The organism is Ruegeria sp. CDSA141 (assembly GCF_059612005.1).
The window spans coordinates 112,486-127,819 of record NZ_JBXWPT010000012.1 but is presented as its reverse complement, the minus strand read 5'-3'; the positions used below and the strand labels follow the sequence as shown (position 1 = coordinate 127,819).

Genomic DNA, 15,334 nt, shown 5'->3' with positions numbered 1-15,334 from the left:
AATCACATGAACCAGATGAGCCAGACCCTCTCTTAGCTCACGCCGCCATCTGTCCCAAAATCCCTGACGACGGACACCAGAATATCCAACAATGCTTGATTAGAGACATCCCCACTTTGGGCGGCCTTAAATGCGGCTTGAAGCTCCGCTAAGTCAAAGTCATCTGGTCTGAATCCCTGTTCTATTGCTCTATCCAACTCATCAAAGAGTTCGTCCGACAATACATCGCGTTTCCACGCAGGAGTGAAGTCCCTCTCTTCGTAAAAACGCGGCACTAGGATTTCAGCATCCAAGCTCTTGCTGTCAGGCAGCGTGCTACTCACGCCCAACTTTGCATCGAGTAGAGCAGCAATCTGCTGTGAGATCTCGTTTGCGACGCTTGGGTTGGGGAAGATTATTGCCAATGCAGTTAGCGAAATCGCGACTAACGACTTAACGTGACCCACCAATACCTCCTGCGGCTTCGCGCTATATGCTGTCTCTATGTGGGAGGATACTCATACATAATGTATAATCAAATCGTAGTTTATGATTTTTTTATTGCCATTTGATTGGATGGTTCGAGAGCAGTGTGTATATGCAGGAGATCAAGTTCAAACGATGCTGTGAACGAAGCGGCCCTAGTGAATCTACTGTCATTGCAGTATCGACGGAGTGAGGCGAGTTTTGGCGACATTTGTATTGGTCCACGGAGCGTGGCAAGGGGGATGGTGCTGGGCTCGCGTAGCAGCCCTTCTGCGCAGGGAGGGCTACGACGTTTTCACCCCGGCACTGACAGGGTTGGATGAACGCGCTCACCTAGTGAGTGACGAAACAGATCTGGCCATGCATATCTAGGATGTCCTTGGGGTAATCAGGTGCGAAGAACTCTCTGACATTGTTTTGTGCGGTCATAGCTATGGCGGCATGGTTGTCACCGGAGTGGCGGATAGAGCACCCAACCACGTTCGATCACTTGTGTACCTTGATGCGCTCGTGCCGGGCGATGGGCAGGCGGCCTTGGACGTTTTGCCCGCGGATATCGCGGCAGGGCTTCGTGATAGTGCCGTCGATGGCAAAGTCGCGCCGGGCCCGGCGGAGGCTTTTTCAGTGAATGGAGCAGACTGTGCGTGGGTGGACCGCCGAAATGTCGCGCAACCACACAAGACATTTGGGCAACCGATGCAACTGGTGAGAGGCGAAACCAAGGTGTTAAAGCGGACCGACATCTATGCCACCGGCTGAGTCCCAAGGCTTGGCCAACCGTTTTTCGAGCGATATCAGCATCAGTCGGGGTGGACGGTGATTTCGGTGCTATTCGGGCACCACGTGATGATCGATAGGCCTGACGACTTGGCCCGAATGCTAATGTCCGCAATTTGAAGGTGGCCACCGTCTCCTGCACGAGCGGGTGGACAGTGAAATCGCTCGCATAGGATAGTTATTCTTTCCAACCCGGTTGTGCTATTTCAACCACCGTTTCGGGGAAGATGCGCCGCAGCGCCGCAAGTGATGCCGCCTCTCGACTGAACAGCTGACATTGATCTCGCTGCACCATCTTCGGGCGGCTCCTGTCCGCACAACTGGAATTGCAAAGTTCGGATTTGAATGTCGGCTTAGGGCTGGGACCTGCCGACTGAACACACAGCATCCAGATGGATCGGGAATGGCGGACCAGGGCTCAAACCACTGATTTTGCAGAAGTTCACCAAGTACGGATATTGACTAAGCACCGCTTGAAACAGTTTTCGATAGGCGGCTATTGGTACGATGATCTGTTACCAGAGCCATTCGCTTCAGTCTTAATTCCATGGCCAGTTTTGATGCACCGAAGTAATCGGATAAAGACGATAGCATCATATTGTACGGTGCGTAGTTGCAAGGCTGGTCATCGACAAAAATATAGCCGTGCTCCCTGTCTTCGATTCCTAGTTGGCATCTTAGCTCGTCGACCTTTTGCCTGAACTGTGCTTCGGGTAACTACCTTGCTTTCATACGTCGTATGAAGAAACAGGGAATCTATGATATAGGTCGTTGGAGTGATGAGAGACAGCGTGGGTGATGATACAATCAGGGATCGCTTCACATAACACCCATGCTGCGACGTACGCGGTTTGTTATGACGCCGCAATTCATGCGGCGGTCGCGAAACCCGCCGATCGAAATCCGGATCGACGAAGACCGCAATGCGGACAAATTGAGCCTTCGCCGCGAACGCGCCAATGGCAGCTTCCCGTAAAAACATTCTCGTATGTCCCAGACAAGTCCGACGAGGCCATGCGGGCCATAAGAGAATTTTTGGAGCGTGTAGCTGCCGCAATCTAAGTTTACAGCATCTTGCAGCCTCGCATTTGCGCGTCCAAACGCGCGATGAAGGCCGGTACGTCTATAATGCGTCTTCGCGGTCCGGACGGTGGTGCAATCATGCGCCCAGATTTATTCCCTTTGGTTCGAGATATCTGACTATAGTCGGCCAGAGGCTGGACCAATTTTGAAGGCCCTGAGCGGTGTATCCGCGTGCTTTGCTTGATTCAAAGAGAGGCGATTGCCATGAACGACAGGACAGAAACTCCCGAAACATCGCTCGGGGGCCTACCAGTGCTGCCGGGTGATCCTGTTCCTACACGCCTCGATGTGCTGGGAAAGGCCTCGACTGAAAACCAGATCCTGTCGCGAAAACTTGATCTGTTTTTGCCCACAGGGCTCGACACTGCACCGCTGACCTTGTCCTTTGACAGGTTGCGAGATGTTCCGATCCGCTGGGATCAGGTGCTGGGCACCATCGCGGAGGATCCGAAGTTGCCAGCCTCGGGCGCGGCGTTGCGTACATTCTTTGAGTCCTCCTGGTTCGGCACGCCAATGGCCGAGGTGACGCAAGATGACGTCACGCGGGTGCTCGAAAACAAATGGGCGTTTGTTCTGACCCCGCCTGAGGATCCCGAGGACACCCCGCCTCAGGTCTTTTACCGCGCCGCCGACGATGGGTCGCAGGCGGTCCCGGTGACACAAGGTTCCCTCCTGCGCCATGGCACGTCGGGGCGCATGTATCTGATTGAGGCGGCACCAAAGGCGATCCCGCAAGCCACTGCTCAGGACGCGACCGGGACTGGCCCAACCGCGCCTGCACCGGTTCTGTTCACTGATGTCGACAGCTACGAGACCTTCTGGAGCAAGCGCGCTGTCACCCTGCACCTTCTCGCCAGCAGCGAGGCCGATTTGGCAGGCCTTGTCTCCACCTATGAGGAAATCGACATGCGGGCGCAGTTCATTGAACGACGCTATGCCGAGCTGAAAATCCTCAAGGAACTTGCTGATGCCAAATCTGCCCGCGCCGAAGCAGCACTTGACAGCTCACTAGACGATACGACGCTATTGCTAGACCCCGATCAGGCAGCGCAGTTCGAGCCGCTGTATCTGGAAGCCAAGCTCGAGCCTTATCGCATTGATCAGCAATTGCGTAAGCTGCAGGAAGATGCAGCCGCGATGGGCTATGTGCTGTTTATCGGCAATGCGTCCGCCATTGCCGAAGAAGTTCCTGACGGCTCGTCCATCACCGCTGAAGACGGCAAGCTTTACACCACCAGGCGACGCAAGGCGTCCTGGACTGTTCGCGAAGAACGTACCGTTCTAGAGCGTGCTGGTAACCTGGTAGACGAAACGCTACGTACGTTGGTAAACCCGTTCCGCACGCCAAAAGTGAAGCGCGTACAGCGGTATAAGTTCAGCCGCGAGTCGCGGATTGTGACAGATTACATCCCGGTCGATACCGGCTTTGACCCGATGATCGCCCGGAGGTTCGCGCTCGAAAGTGAAGGTGCGGAGGTGTTCGTTTGTCGCGAGACACCCGCAGGGTATCAGACCGAAGATGGTCAGTTTCTGTCTGATATCATGGCGCGCTGCGCGGCAGACGAAGATTTTCGCCGTCGCGCGGTCGTCATGATCCCTGGCTATGAGCAATCTGTTTCGGTCGAAAAACCCATCGTCGCCTGGCATGTGTATCACCATCCACTGCCAGCGATCTTCCCCACTGGTCTGACGCGCCTGTCGGTCAACGAAGCGCTCTCGTATCGGCTTGCCTGGAAAGGTGCGGAGCTGGGTGAGTTGGTGAGCACCATCACTTTGGCCCCCGGCGAAAACCGCGAGATCCGGTTGACCCAGATCTATGAGGAAGAAACCTCAACCCGCGAAACCCGCACCTCGGTGGCGGAATTAACCAAGAAAAACCGCACTGATATCTCCACTGAGATGGAGCAGATGACCCAGTTTGACAACGAGCTCAATGTCTGGGGCAACACCAGCGGTGGAACGTCGGAGACGGCGGGTCCGCCTTTTATCCGCTCGGAATACGCAGCAGGGGCGTCCAACACATTGAAGGTCTTTACCCAAAGCCTCAACAAAATTGCCCGCAAGGCCAGCGCCTCCGTCAATCAGCGCACCAAGACCACTGTTACCACGGACAGCTCTCACAAGATCAGCACGCAAAACAGCGAAACCACGGTGATACAACTGTCCAATATCAATGAGGGTCGGTCTCTCAATCTGGTGTTCAACCGGCTTTACAACCGATTTGAGACGGGGCTGTTTTTGGAGGATTTGCGCTTCTCCGTGACCACCGGCGTGGAGCTGATCGCGGGCAGTGGTCTCTATGAGCAACGCTCTTACCGGTTGGGTGAGATCCGGGCGCTGCTGGAAGATGTCGCCGCCGCGCCGCTGCCCTTTGACATGAACGCGCACGGGATCGAGGCGTATCTGTCGAGCATTCTTGATCTGATCCTAGCGCAGCTCTCTGCGGAGTATCTGACGCCACCTGACGAGGGCACTCAGACACCGCGCTTGGGTAGCGCACCCGGCGAGGAAGAAGAGGTATTGCCCGAGGATGCGGCCAGCGCGGCAGCTGTGGATGCGGCCCCGGAGCTGCGGGCCCTCGCGTATGCGGCGCGTCAGAAGCTGCGCGATGGGATGACTCCTGACGCGCCACCGTTAAAAGGCGGCGCGCTGGGCGCAGATCTGCCAAGCGCGCTTAGCGACCGGATCGCGATGATCGAAGATCTCGCGGCCACGCTGAACACCACGTCCTTGCCCGTGGGTGGTGCAGGTTCGGCCGATCTTCTGGTGGCCAGTGAAGGCCTCTACATGGACTCAATGGTCGGCGCGCGTCCCGCGACAGAGCCTTATTCCGAAGAAATGCGCGCCCAGGAAATCCGTTTGCGAGCCGCTCGGGTCCAGCGCGAACAGTCCGAGGCGCAGCTGTCGCTGGCGCAAGCCACACGCATTGCGGGGCAGGCGCGGGTGGTCGGTGGCAACTCGATCATCGGGGTGTTGTTGTCGCAGGATGGTCGCAGCCTGGTGCTGAGCCTTTCCTTGCCCTTGTCACCTGCCCAATGGGCTCTGGTCATCGCTGGCAAAGTAGAAAGCCGTGCGCGGATCGATCCATCGCAACGCGGGCGTACGATGATTTCGGTTGATCTGAGCGCGGTCAGCGTTGCCGCCCGGAACCGGATGAAGAAAAACGCGCAACTCATGAATGACGTGTCGCTGCGCGACCTAAAGACCGAGGATGAGATCTTTCCGACATGACGGATTTCTCTTTGTATAGTGGGAAGATGGCCTATGACTCATCACAGGGGTCCGCCCTTTACAGTGTAGGGCTGCGCCGCCTGGATAAGCTTTACAGTTACGGGCTGGAGCGCAACGAACCGATTTCTCATGAGGATCTTTCGAAAGCGAATGTCACGCGTCTCGAGAACTGGAAAACAGGTCTTATTAGCACGCTGGACGCGGCTGAGAAGGAGAGGTTCAAAACCGGGTTCAAACGGCTCGAAGCCGCGTTTGAAAAGGTTGACTTCTACTGGAAACATGGCACCTCCTACGAAGCCACCGTCAGAAATATCATGGCGTCTGGGCGTATCCTGTCGGGGGAGGTGGTTAAGAACCGCGCACAAAATATTTTTGCAAGCTACGGCAACACTGGCTCTGGTGAGGCTAGCGCACGCCAGGATACCCTTTTCGTTTACTTCCGTGTTGAGACCCATACCTGCGCTATGGAGACCAGATTTGGCAAGTATCAGTTCGTTGTCAGAACCAATGTGAACTCGGAATGGATGAACGACAGCTGGATCACGCTGCGGGACATGCTCTACCCCTATGGGCGAGGCGGCGTAGTGGAGATCCTGGCTGGAGAAGGAGAAGGAGAAGGAGATTGCACCTATATGCGCCGGACCCAAGTCCTGGCCGAAAACGCAGCAAGCAACAACGCCGTGGTGACCGGCGCTGTTTTTAAACATTCCTTTACCGAGCTTCGCAGTGACGGTAATCACAAATCGAATTTTCGGGAGCGGACAGAAAGCGTATTTGAGGGTGCTTTTTACGGCCCCGCGGATATCAAGAGAGGGATCATGCTGTCGCTGTGCCGGGCGATGTATGAATTGCCGCCGTTCTGGCAGGAGATCCTGGACGCCGCAGAGTCTGATCTGCCCCAGGTGATCGCTTTGCGCCTTGAGAAATTTTTCAACATCGAGGGAAAAGTCCCGGTCAGCCTGGAAGTTGGGCCGGAAGTGGCACGTGAAAATGATCAGGATGATTATAAGTTCAAGACAGGTGTGAGCCTTCCGATCTGGGAGAAATTAAAATCGGAAAGGTCGAGCAGATCCAAGGACAAGGGGACCAGCACGTCGCAACCAGCCGAGAAACCGAAACCACCGAAACCACCGAAATATGCGGGCGACTACGCAGGAATCCCACGGATTGGCGCCGCGATCCAAGTGAGCGGCGGTGGGCTTAAGAACCCCTCGGACGGCGAGTCTGACGAGGATTGGAACTCAACATATTACGATGGCTAAGAGGGTGTCTGGCAACCGACGGGTTCTGAGAGTTCAGCTGCAAAAAGAAGTCATTCGATGATGTGCAGAAAATGGAAGGTGTGGGCTCTATTGAGACATTAGCCACAGAGTTGATGAAGGGTCGCTATACAGATTGGGTAAGAAATGCTTGACGTTTGGGTCAGAAATGAATGATGCATTTTACAACTTTATTGGGGTTTTCGCCGTAAATTGAGTCAAAGATCAGTAACGTTCCACATTTCCCTGTAAGGCGACACATAGTTCTGCCACCAGCGACAGAACCTTGCCATTTTCGCCTCACTTCCTTCATCCAGCACCTAGACCGATTTCATTGATCTTGACTTCCTTTTTGGGAATACCGGGGCTGATTTGCAGATCAGACGCCGAAGGCCCCTGTTCCTGCTGACCTGCCACATGGCTAACGCGGATGGGAGCGAGGCAATGCTATTCGACAATGGTGGTGCGGCCCGCAGGCGCAGCCGAGGACACGGTGTTGTCTAATAGGGTGGCCCGAGGGGGAAGGCAGCGTCTTACCCCTGATGGCCAGGGGCGTTTGGCTTGTCCAAATCCCGCGGGCCCCAAAACAAGTGCGTCGGCGCGGTCTGCGCCGTAACTCTTTGCGCCAGAACACGTTGTTTTTCTAAAGAATGGGTGGAAGCCAACCTTCGCTGCAACCGAGACAGTCAATAGCACAAACTTACACAATGGGAATTCAATACACTGGTTGATAAGGACTGGGACCAGATGGTGGCGGCTTTAAGGAGAAGCGTTCCAAAGGCCGTGTGGTCGGCGTAGCAAGAATTTTGCGAGGGCTGGTTATTAATGGCACGAGTAGATTCGACCGGAAGCACAAATTTAAACACTCATGGCTGAAAGATCTGCAAGAAAGTGAAGTAATTCAGAAGCTTGCAATCAAGATATATGCCTTTCAACTGTCACGCTTTCTCACCCCACCAAGGGGCGGCTACTTTCACAAGACTAGAGTAGTCATAGTCTGGTTTCCTCTCCCGCTTTTCGGCAAAGTCACTAAGTACTCCCGATAACTCATAGCCATGAAACTTCTGCTCAACCGATTTCCAAACGGCATCATGAACGTCGGAAAGGTCATATGACTCTAGACTTTGTTCCAAGTCTGCATAACCGACTAGCGCAACTGGAACTCTCTTGTTCATCTTCGCTCCATAATGGCTTCGATGAACCAGAAATCCTCCGTTGCTCAAACCCCTAAATTTGTCCGGTGGGCGCTGACGTCAGACATACCAAGATTCAAAAGCCGGTTCATGTTCCGAGCACCCGAAAACTGGGAATGAAAACTAGTGATCAAAATAGGTGATTTCGACATTATCATCTTCGATAGGTGCTATATTCTAAGTACTGAGTCACTAGTTGTGCGAATTTGCTTTCGCGAAAACGTTAACGGGGATCAAATGGCTTGACTGGATCGCAACATTTTACCTGGAAGTCTAATGGATTGTAACAGCGAAAGGATTCTCTTTTTCCGCTCAATCATCTGTGAATAGGATTTGAAACATAACTTTCGATTTGTGGAGGCCGCCGTGGGACTTTGCAAGGATTTGTCCGCTTCTGCTATTGCAGGAACAAAGTGCATGAGCGTGCGCCGTCCGAGAACGGCGCTGTTGCCAATTGACCTCCTTTCAATTGGCTCTTCTGATCGTAACACACAAATGCAATGAGTGCGCCGTTTCTAATATCAGCCTACCTGGTAGTACTCTTGCTACCACTCGGGCTTTCTTATGCTCTTGGTTGGCCGCCTCGGCCATGGCACCAGGAAATCGCGTCCGGACTGGGCATCCTGGCCTTTTCGATCATTCTTGTTGAATTCATCCTGTCTGGCCGGTTCAAACGCATTTCAACAGGTATCGGCATGGACGTTACAATGCGGGTCCACCAGGTTATGGCGCGTGTCGCTTTGGCCTTTGCCGTTGTGCATCCACTGTTCTATCAAGGCTCGGTTTCCGGGGGTTCTCGCCCTTGGGATGAAACGCGGCAGTTATCACTCACAACGGATTTGACAGCCCTCGCAACCGGGATTCTCGCTTATCTTCTACTGCCTGCTCTGATCCTGTCTGCAGCCAGCCGAACGAAGCAAGAATACAAATACGAATCCTGGCGTTTCACGCATGGGATTGGAGCTTTGTTGCTTGCGGGATTGCTACTACATCACACCATAGCAGCAGGGCGCTACGGGTCGCATTCGGTCCTGACTGTTATGTGGTCCGCTATGGTAGCGATTGCAGTCGGATCGCTGTTGTTTGTGTATCTTTTTAAGCCGTTGGGGCAGCGCCGCAGGCCATGGAGGGTGGTATCGAGACGCAGACTGACCCCCAAGCAGTGGGAACTTGTGATCGGCCCTGACGGTCACAACGGGCTGGTGTACGAGGCGGGCCAGTTTGTTTGTCTGAACGTAGGAAACAGTGTGTTCTCACTGCACGAGAACCCCTTTTCAATAAGTTCGGCACCGGCAGAGGGGCCAGAGATTTCTTTTGTGATCAAAGAACTCGGCGATTTTACCGGTTCGCTTGAGCGACTCGGGCCCGACACCTTCGCCTATCTGGATGGCCCGCATGGTAGTCTTACGATCAATGGGCGGCAGGGTCCTGGGGTCGTGCTGGTTGCGGGAGGGGTCGGAATAGCTCCGATGCTCAGCATTTTACGGCAAAATCGTTTCGCCGACGTCCCAAAGGATATCAAACTGATCTATGGGAACCGCATGAAAAACCAGATCGTCTATCGCGAAGAGCTGGCGGCGGAAAACGCAGTTTTCGCCCTTTCAGAGCCGCAGGAAGACTGGGACGGTGAAACCGGAGTAATTGATGGAGCCCTCCTTGATCGTGTCCTGACTCCTGACCACTACGCGCAATGGCTTTTTGTGCTCTGCGGACCTGCAGTAATGATGGACGTTGTCGAGGATCATCTGATCGCTCAAGGCACCCCATCGGATCGCATACTTTTGGAAAGGTTCGACTATGATTGATCAATTCAGGCGAATGTCCTTGCGTCGTCGGATCTCGCTGGCAATTTGGTTGATCGTCGTCATTCTATGCGCCGCAGTTTTGGGCTTCGGTCTGCGATAGAAGATAGCCCATTTTGTTTTCTACCAGGTATCGCTGATACGCCTTGGATTCCATTGATATTTGTCGGACATGGCTTGCTTGTCTCGCCAAAAACACACTCGATGTAACCTGATCATCATGAGCGAAATCAAAGCAGAACCGAAGGGTGCCTGGCAAACTTCTCTTGGAAAACGCATTTGCAAAGGAGGAGGAATTGCTGGGATTTGCGTAATAATAGTGGGGCTATTTGCTTCGGGTGCCGTACTGGCACAGGAAGTCAACGTTCAGGAAGGAAACGAGCTGTATCGGACCTATTGCTGGTAATGCCATGGTTTTGAAGCGATCGGAAACGGGCCAATGGCTGAAATGCTGGCGATCAGGACACCTGATCTTACCCAATTGGCAGCACAAAACGACGGAGTATTCCCGACCGAGACGGTTGCACTGAGGATTGATGGACGATCGGCGGTGCTTGCCCACGGGGGAGACATGCCCATTTTCGGACCAGCGTTGAATTCAGACCTTCAAGTCGCGCTTTCTTTGCCAAATGGTCAGCAGATGATGACGGGCGTGCCGCTGGCGAATTTAATCTCTTTTCTTGAGACCTTACAGATCGAGTAGTTCGCCAAAGGCAGTTCAGGACATCTCGCCCGGCGGAACGCGACTTGCGACAGTTCAGAAATCTAACTACCGCTGATGTCAGTCCGAAGGCATCAGGAACGTTAAAAGGGAGTTCACATGTACAAGAACATCCTGATCCCTGTAGCGCTGGATCGTGATCATGATACTAAGGCATCTTTTGAAGCCGCTCGCCATTTGGCAGACGCCGACACCAAATTCACCATACTTCATGTACAGGAGCCGATCCCGGCTTACGTGGCATCTCAAATTCCTGAAGACGTTTTTGACAATACGCGACACGAGCTTTTGGAAGAACTACATCGGAAGGCATCGGAACTGCCTGATGCATCGGCACGGCTGATCTCAGGGCATCCGGGCAGAGCGATCGTCGATTTCGCGAACGACAACGAAATAGATTGCATTTCGATAGCCTCGCACAAACCTGGTTTGGAAAACATCTTTGTTGGCTCAACAGCCAACAGGGTCGTTCATCACGCAAAGTGCGCGGTTCACGTAACACGTTGATATATTTTAAATCGATCTTCGTTCGTGCGATTAGGGTGAGGGTATCGCAATTAAGTTAGCATTTTTGCATGGTGGTCTTTTAAGGGATTGCGAGCGGATTGTTTTCCCGACGGTGGCTGGAAGGCAAGGCTGCCAATCCAAGCCGATTGACCAAGATCAGCGTTAACCGCGAGAAGAACTGCTATTATGGGCGCGCGTTTCAGACCGTTTGGAGGAGGTCGGTATGATCGTAACTATTGCCTACGGCAGCATAGAAGGTCAGACTGCAAAAATCGCGGACTTCATAAAGGGTGTTGCGACAAAGAACGGGTTCGAAGCTACTCTGATCGATACTGGTCGGGAGATAGATGAACTCTTCTTTGAAGGCTTGGACAAATTCATCCTTGCGGCCTCGGTCCACGAGCGACGGCATCCCAAGCCATTTGAGACATTTATAAAAACACATCGTGACGCCTTGCTAGCCGGCAGCTCGCTGATGCTATCGGTAAGTCTTAAAGCGGCTTTCGCCAAAGGTCGGGAGGAGGCAGAGAACTATCTGGCTGAAATGATTTTGCGAACCGGTTTTGAACCGGACGAAAGCGCTCTGGTCGCGGGTGCAGTGCGTCCCGAAAGTTATGACTATTATGAGAAAGAAGTTGTCCGTCATGTTGTTTTAAGGGGTCGGCGCGTCGATCTGCGAGATGGCATACAGGAGTTTACGGATTGGGCCGCACTGGAAGCAGTCGTGACGGCATTCTTGAACAGATAACGCTTTCTGCGCACTAGCGCCGATGCCGATTGATTGTGGCTTTGGGTCGCGCCCCCAGGGTGAGAGCGATTTGTTTTTCCAGCTCAAGCAGAACAAACAGCGCAATACCCAGGCCGATTATAAGGAGGCCGTCCTTTAATCCCACAGCAGCGGTTCCCAGGACATTTTGAAAACCCGGAACGTAAGTGGCGGCGAGTTGCGCCGCTGAGACGGCACCCACACAGGCCCAAACGGTTGGCGTTCCCTGGATCGCCTTCCAAGTCAACGACGTGCCATAGATATTGCGTACAAAGAACAGATGGAAAATCTCCATCACCACCAAAGTGTTCAGCGCTAGCGTCTGCGACAGTTCTACAGAGTAACCTTGCCGTTCAGCATAGGTGAAAATGCTGAAGACCCCGGCCAGAAACAGACCAGAGACAAGCGCAATGTGCCATACCAGTTCACCCCCCAGGATCGGCGCGTCGCGCGGACGGGGCGGTCGAAACATCGTGTTCTCTTCGGTCGGTTCAAAGGCAAGCGCGATGCCAAGCGTGATGGCTGTGATGAGATTGATCCAGAGGATCTGAATCGGAGAAACCGGCAGCGTCAATCCCAACAACAGGGCGACGATGACGACCAGGGCTTCACCCCCGCTTGTGGGCAGAAGCCAGCTGATGACTTTTTTGATATTGTCAAACACCGTGCGCCCTTCACACACCGCCGCAGCGATGGTGGCAAAGTTGTCATCGGCGAGGACGATGTCGGCAGCTTCTTTGGCGGCCTCTGACCCCTTTTGGCCCATGGCGATGCCTACATCCGCGCGTTTCAGGGCCGGGGCGTCGTTGACGCCATCGCCGGTCATGGCAACCGTCAGGCCTTGCGCCTGCAGCGCATGGACAAGGCGCAACTTATGCTCCGGGTTTGTGCGCGCGAAGATATCCGCCTTCAGAGCCGCGACTGATAACGCGGTATCGTCCAATTTGTCGATCTGTGCACCGCTCAGAATGTTGTCGGCGTGGACCAGACCAATGTCCTTGCCGATTGCTGCGGCTGTCCCTGCGTGATCACCGGTTATCATTTTGACCGCAATACCTGCGTTCTGACAGGCAGCAATCGCATGTTTCGCTTCTTTGCGTGGCGGATCGATCAGGCCAACAAGCCCAAGGAAGACCAGATTCCCCGAAAAGTCCTGAGACGTTAGACATGTCTCACCTTCGTGTGCAGGACGGGAGGCGAACGCCAATACCCGGCACCCTGCCGAGGCAAAGCGATCTTCGATCGCGGACCATTCTACAGGGTCAATTGGCAGTGCGCTCCCATCGGCGTCGAGCTGCGTTTCGCAAAGAGACAGCAGCGTTTCGGGCGCGCCTTTGACAAAAATCTTACGTGCTCCGGCCTCACTCTGATCCAGCGTCGCCATAAAACGCCGTTGCGCATCGAAGGGTAGAACATCGCGACGGTTCCATGATGCCCGCGCCCCGTCCAGAGGGCCCAGGACCTTTGCGGCGAAGGACAGAAGCGCACCCTCCATCGGGTCGCCGTTTACATCCCAAACACCGGATCGTTGTTCAAGTGTCGCGTCGTTGCAGCAGAGCGCGACGGTTGCCAAATCCCGCAGGGTTGGCGGCAGAGTCTGTATCAGTTCTGAACCATCGCACACAATAGCACCGGCGGGATCATAGCCGTCGCCTTGGATGTCAAAGCAATGGCTTCCCACAGCAACATTGGTCACCACCATTTCGTTGCGAGTCAGGGTGCCGGTCTTGTCTGTACAGATGACCGAGACCGAGCCAATCGTTTCGATTGCGGGAAGGCGCCGGACAATGGCGTTGCGGCGTGCCATGGACTGCACCCCGATCGCCAGAGTGATGGTCAGGACCGCAGGAAGCCCCTCGGGAATTGCGGCGACCGAAAGACCAATGACCGCCATGAACAAATCAATGAAGCTGTATTCAGCTACGAAATAACCGAAAGCCAGAAGGATCGCGGCCACGGCCAGTATGAAAAGTGTAAGCCAGCGCGCAAAGGTATCCATTTGGCGTACCAGCGGCGTCGAGAGTGTCTCGACCTCAGAGATCATCCGGCCAATGCGCCCGATCTCGGTCCGCGTGCCTGTTGCTGTCACAACGCCGCGTCCCTGACCGGCCGTGATCAACGTGCCGCCAAACACCATGCCGCGCTGGTCGCCAAGTGCTGCGTCTGCGTCAGTTGCTATGTCTTCTTTGTCAACGGCGACTGACTCGCCTGTCAGAATAGCCTCTTGTGCCTTCATGCCATGCGCTTCGATCAGGCGCATATCGGCAGGGGGCTTGTCACCGGCGTCGAGCAGAACGATGTCGCCGGGAACAATTTCGGCACCATCGATTGCGATCCGCCGCCCATCACGTAAGACTGAAGCCTTTGGGGCAAGCATCTGATGGATCGCATCCATTGCCTTTTCAGCCCGACCCTCTTGCACGAACCCGATGCAGGCATTGGCCAGAACAACGGCAAGAATGACGACAGTGTCCACCAAATGCCCCAGCAAAAAGGTTATAGCTGCTGACCCGACAAGCACGTAGATCAGAACATTGTGGAAGTGAGCCAGGAACCGCAGGATCACATTTCGCCTGTGTGACGGCGGCGGCTCGTTGCGTCCGAATTTCTCAAGACGGAGTTTAGCTTGTTCTGAAGTAAGCCCGGTGGCCATTGTTTGCAGGTCCTTAAGCACATCAGCACTTTCTTGCGTGTGCGGCAGGGCTCCAGGTGTTTCAGGCAGAACTTTAAGGCGTTCTGGCATTTCAAACTCCGTTTAAGACACGTCTCAGAGATGTCGTTGCAGCAGTGAATTTGGGATTGATGCGCCCTCGTGACGACGGCCAAGTCGCACCGTCACGATAGGCTTATGGTTGAGCGATTCCTTTATACACGGTCCCGCCGTGGCCGTATTTGATGTGGTTCAACTCAACGACGCGGGATTGAAGTGTGCGCGATTTTCACAGCTTCCTTTATGCAATTCGGATTGTGTGCGTTGTATAGCACAGCAGTGACGTCCCGGTTCCAAAGGGTATCTTTCGGTTCCATCGCGTGAATGAGAACCGCAGGCCGTACAATCAAATGCTCAGGGCTGTTCCATTTTGATCTTCGTCAAGGTTGAACGCAGTGCGCAGAAGTACAGTCATCAACATAACAGGAGGTCTTGCATGGAAGCGCTAGTCGAAATAGGCCGGGCATTTGTTCAGGCGATGCGTGATCGCAAAGGCTTAATAAGCGTTGACGAAATGTACGCAGAAAACGCTCAGTCCGTAGAAGCGGTTGTGCCTCCGGTAAGGCAATTTCGGATTACAAAGGGTCGCGATGCCATCAAGGCGAAGCGAGAAGACTGGCTGAAAACACATGAAATCAAGGAGCTTACTGTAGACGGCCCCTATGTTCATCCTCCCAATCGCTTTGGGGTGGGTTTCAACGCCGAGGTCGTGCAGAAAGACACGGGACAAAGCATGACTCTTAGCGAGATTGCCATTTATTCCGTTGAGGATGGCAAGATTGTACTGGAAGAGTTCTTTATGCTGCCGAAATAGCGAAAG

Annotated in this window: 10 protein-coding genes and 1 pseudogene; 8 read left to right on the top strand and 3 right to left on the bottom strand. The window is 54.1% G+C overall.

All coding sequences use genetic code 11. The features are described 5' to 3' along the window. Nucleotides 1-32: 32 nt before the first annotated feature. The gene (locus AC2FLP_RS16530; protein ID WP_496684902.1) at nt 33-446 is read right to left on the bottom strand and encodes a L,D-transpeptidase scaffold domain-containing protein; all 414 of its coding nucleotides are present in this window, start codon (nt 444-446) and stop codon (nt 33-35) included. Nucleotides 447-654: 208 nt separating this feature from the next. Here AC2FLP_RS16530 and AC2FLP_RS16525 point away from each other — a divergent pair. The 3 genes and pseudogenes from AC2FLP_RS16525 to AC2FLP_RS16515 all read left to right on the top strand — a co-directional run bounded on the left by AC2FLP_RS16525 (nt 655) and on the right by AC2FLP_RS16515 (nt 6,818). Next, nucleotides 655-1,224 (top strand): annotated as a pseudogene (locus AC2FLP_RS16525) (alpha/beta fold hydrolase). 1,305 nt (nt 1,225-2,529) lie between these two features. Further along, entirely contained in the window at nt 2,530-5,556 is a 3,027-nt protein-coding gene (locus AC2FLP_RS16520) for a hypothetical protein (protein WP_496684903.1), read from the top strand. Beyond that, complete coding sequence (locus AC2FLP_RS16515; protein ID WP_496684905.1) at nt 5,553-6,818, top strand: hypothetical protein; 1,266 nt, start codon at nt 5,553-5,555, stop codon at nt 6,816-6,818. Before AC2FLP_RS16520 ends, AC2FLP_RS16515 begins: the two co-directional genes overlap by 4 nt. Before the next feature lie 935 nt (nt 6,819-7,753). On the opposite strand, the gene AC2FLP_RS16510 is transcribed toward AC2FLP_RS16515, so the two are convergent. Beyond that, on the bottom strand, nt 7,754-7,990 hold the full coding sequence (locus tag AC2FLP_RS16510; RefSeq protein WP_496684906.1) for a hypothetical protein: 237 nt from the start codon (nt 7,988-7,990) through the stop codon (nt 7,754-7,756). Nucleotides 7,991-8,550: 560 nt separating this feature from the next. On the opposite strand from AC2FLP_RS16510, the gene AC2FLP_RS16505 reads away from it, so the two are divergent. The 4 genes from AC2FLP_RS16505 to AC2FLP_RS16490 all read left to right on the top strand — a co-directional run bounded on the left by AC2FLP_RS16505 (nt 8,551) and on the right by AC2FLP_RS16490 (nt 11,786). Beyond that, nucleotides 8,551-9,813: a ferredoxin reductase family protein gene (locus tag AC2FLP_RS16505; RefSeq protein WP_496684908.1), complete on the top strand. Its 1,263-nt coding sequence runs from the start codon at nt 8,551-8,553 to the stop codon at nt 9,811-9,813. 436 nt (nt 9,814-10,249) lie between these two features. After that, on the top strand, nt 10,250-10,513 hold the full coding sequence (locus AC2FLP_RS16500; RefSeq protein ID WP_496684910.1) for a hypothetical protein: 264 nt from the start codon (nt 10,250-10,252) through the stop codon (nt 10,511-10,513). A gap of 117 nt (nt 10,514-10,630) precedes the next feature. Continuing rightward, nucleotides 10,631-11,038 carry a universal stress protein gene (locus AC2FLP_RS16495; RefSeq protein WP_496684911.1) on the top strand — a complete coding sequence of 136 codons (408 nt, stop codon included), beginning with the start codon at nt 10,631-10,633 and terminating at the stop codon, nt 11,036-11,038. A gap of 223 nt (nt 11,039-11,261) precedes the next feature. Beyond that, entirely contained in the window at nt 11,262-11,786 is a 525-nt protein-coding gene (locus AC2FLP_RS16490; protein WP_496684913.1) for a flavodoxin domain-containing protein, read from the top strand. Between the two features lie 13 nt (nt 11,787-11,799). On the opposite strand, the gene AC2FLP_RS16485 is transcribed toward AC2FLP_RS16490, so the two are convergent. After that, the gene (locus AC2FLP_RS16485) at nt 11,800-14,547 is read right to left on the bottom strand and encodes an HAD-IC family P-type ATPase (protein ID WP_496684915.1); all 2,748 of its coding nucleotides are present in this window, start codon (nt 14,545-14,547) and stop codon (nt 11,800-11,802) included. A 403-nt stretch (nt 14,548-14,950) separates the two neighbouring features. Between AC2FLP_RS16485 and AC2FLP_RS16480 the strand changes: the two genes are divergently transcribed. Further along, nucleotides 14,951-15,328, top strand: a complete 378-nt coding sequence (locus AC2FLP_RS16480) for a nuclear transport factor 2 family protein (protein WP_117869950.1) — start codon at nt 14,951-14,953, stop codon at nt 15,326-15,328. Nucleotides 15,329-15,334 lie beyond the last annotated feature (6 nt).

Coding starts and splice junctions, on each gene's coding strand:
- AC2FLP_RS16520 (WP_496684903.1), top strand. CDS start 2,530: ATGAACGACAGGACAGAAACTCCCGAAACATCGCTCGGGGGCCTACCA.
- AC2FLP_RS16515 (WP_496684905.1), top strand. CDS start 5,553: ATGACGGATTTCTCTTTGTATAGTGGGAAGATGGCCTATGACTCATCA.
- AC2FLP_RS16510 (WP_496684906.1), bottom strand. CDS start 7,990: ATGAACAAGAGAGTTCCAGTTGCGCTAGTCGGTTATGCAGACTTGGAA.
- AC2FLP_RS16500 (WP_496684910.1), top strand. CDS start 10,250: ATGGCTGAAATGCTGGCGATCAGGACACCTGATCTTACCCAATTGGCA.
- AC2FLP_RS16495 (WP_496684911.1), top strand. CDS start 10,631: ATGTACAAGAACATCCTGATCCCTGTAGCGCTGGATCGTGATCATGAT.
- AC2FLP_RS16490 (WP_496684913.1), top strand. CDS start 11,262: ATGATCGTAACTATTGCCTACGGCAGCATAGAAGGTCAGACTGCAAAA.
- AC2FLP_RS16485 (WP_496684915.1), bottom strand. CDS start 14,547: ATGCCAGAACGCCTTAAAGTTCTGCCTGAAACACCTGGAGCCCTGCCG.
- AC2FLP_RS16480 (WP_117869950.1), top strand. CDS start 14,951: ATGGAAGCGCTAGTCGAAATAGGCCGGGCATTTGTTCAGGCGATGCGT.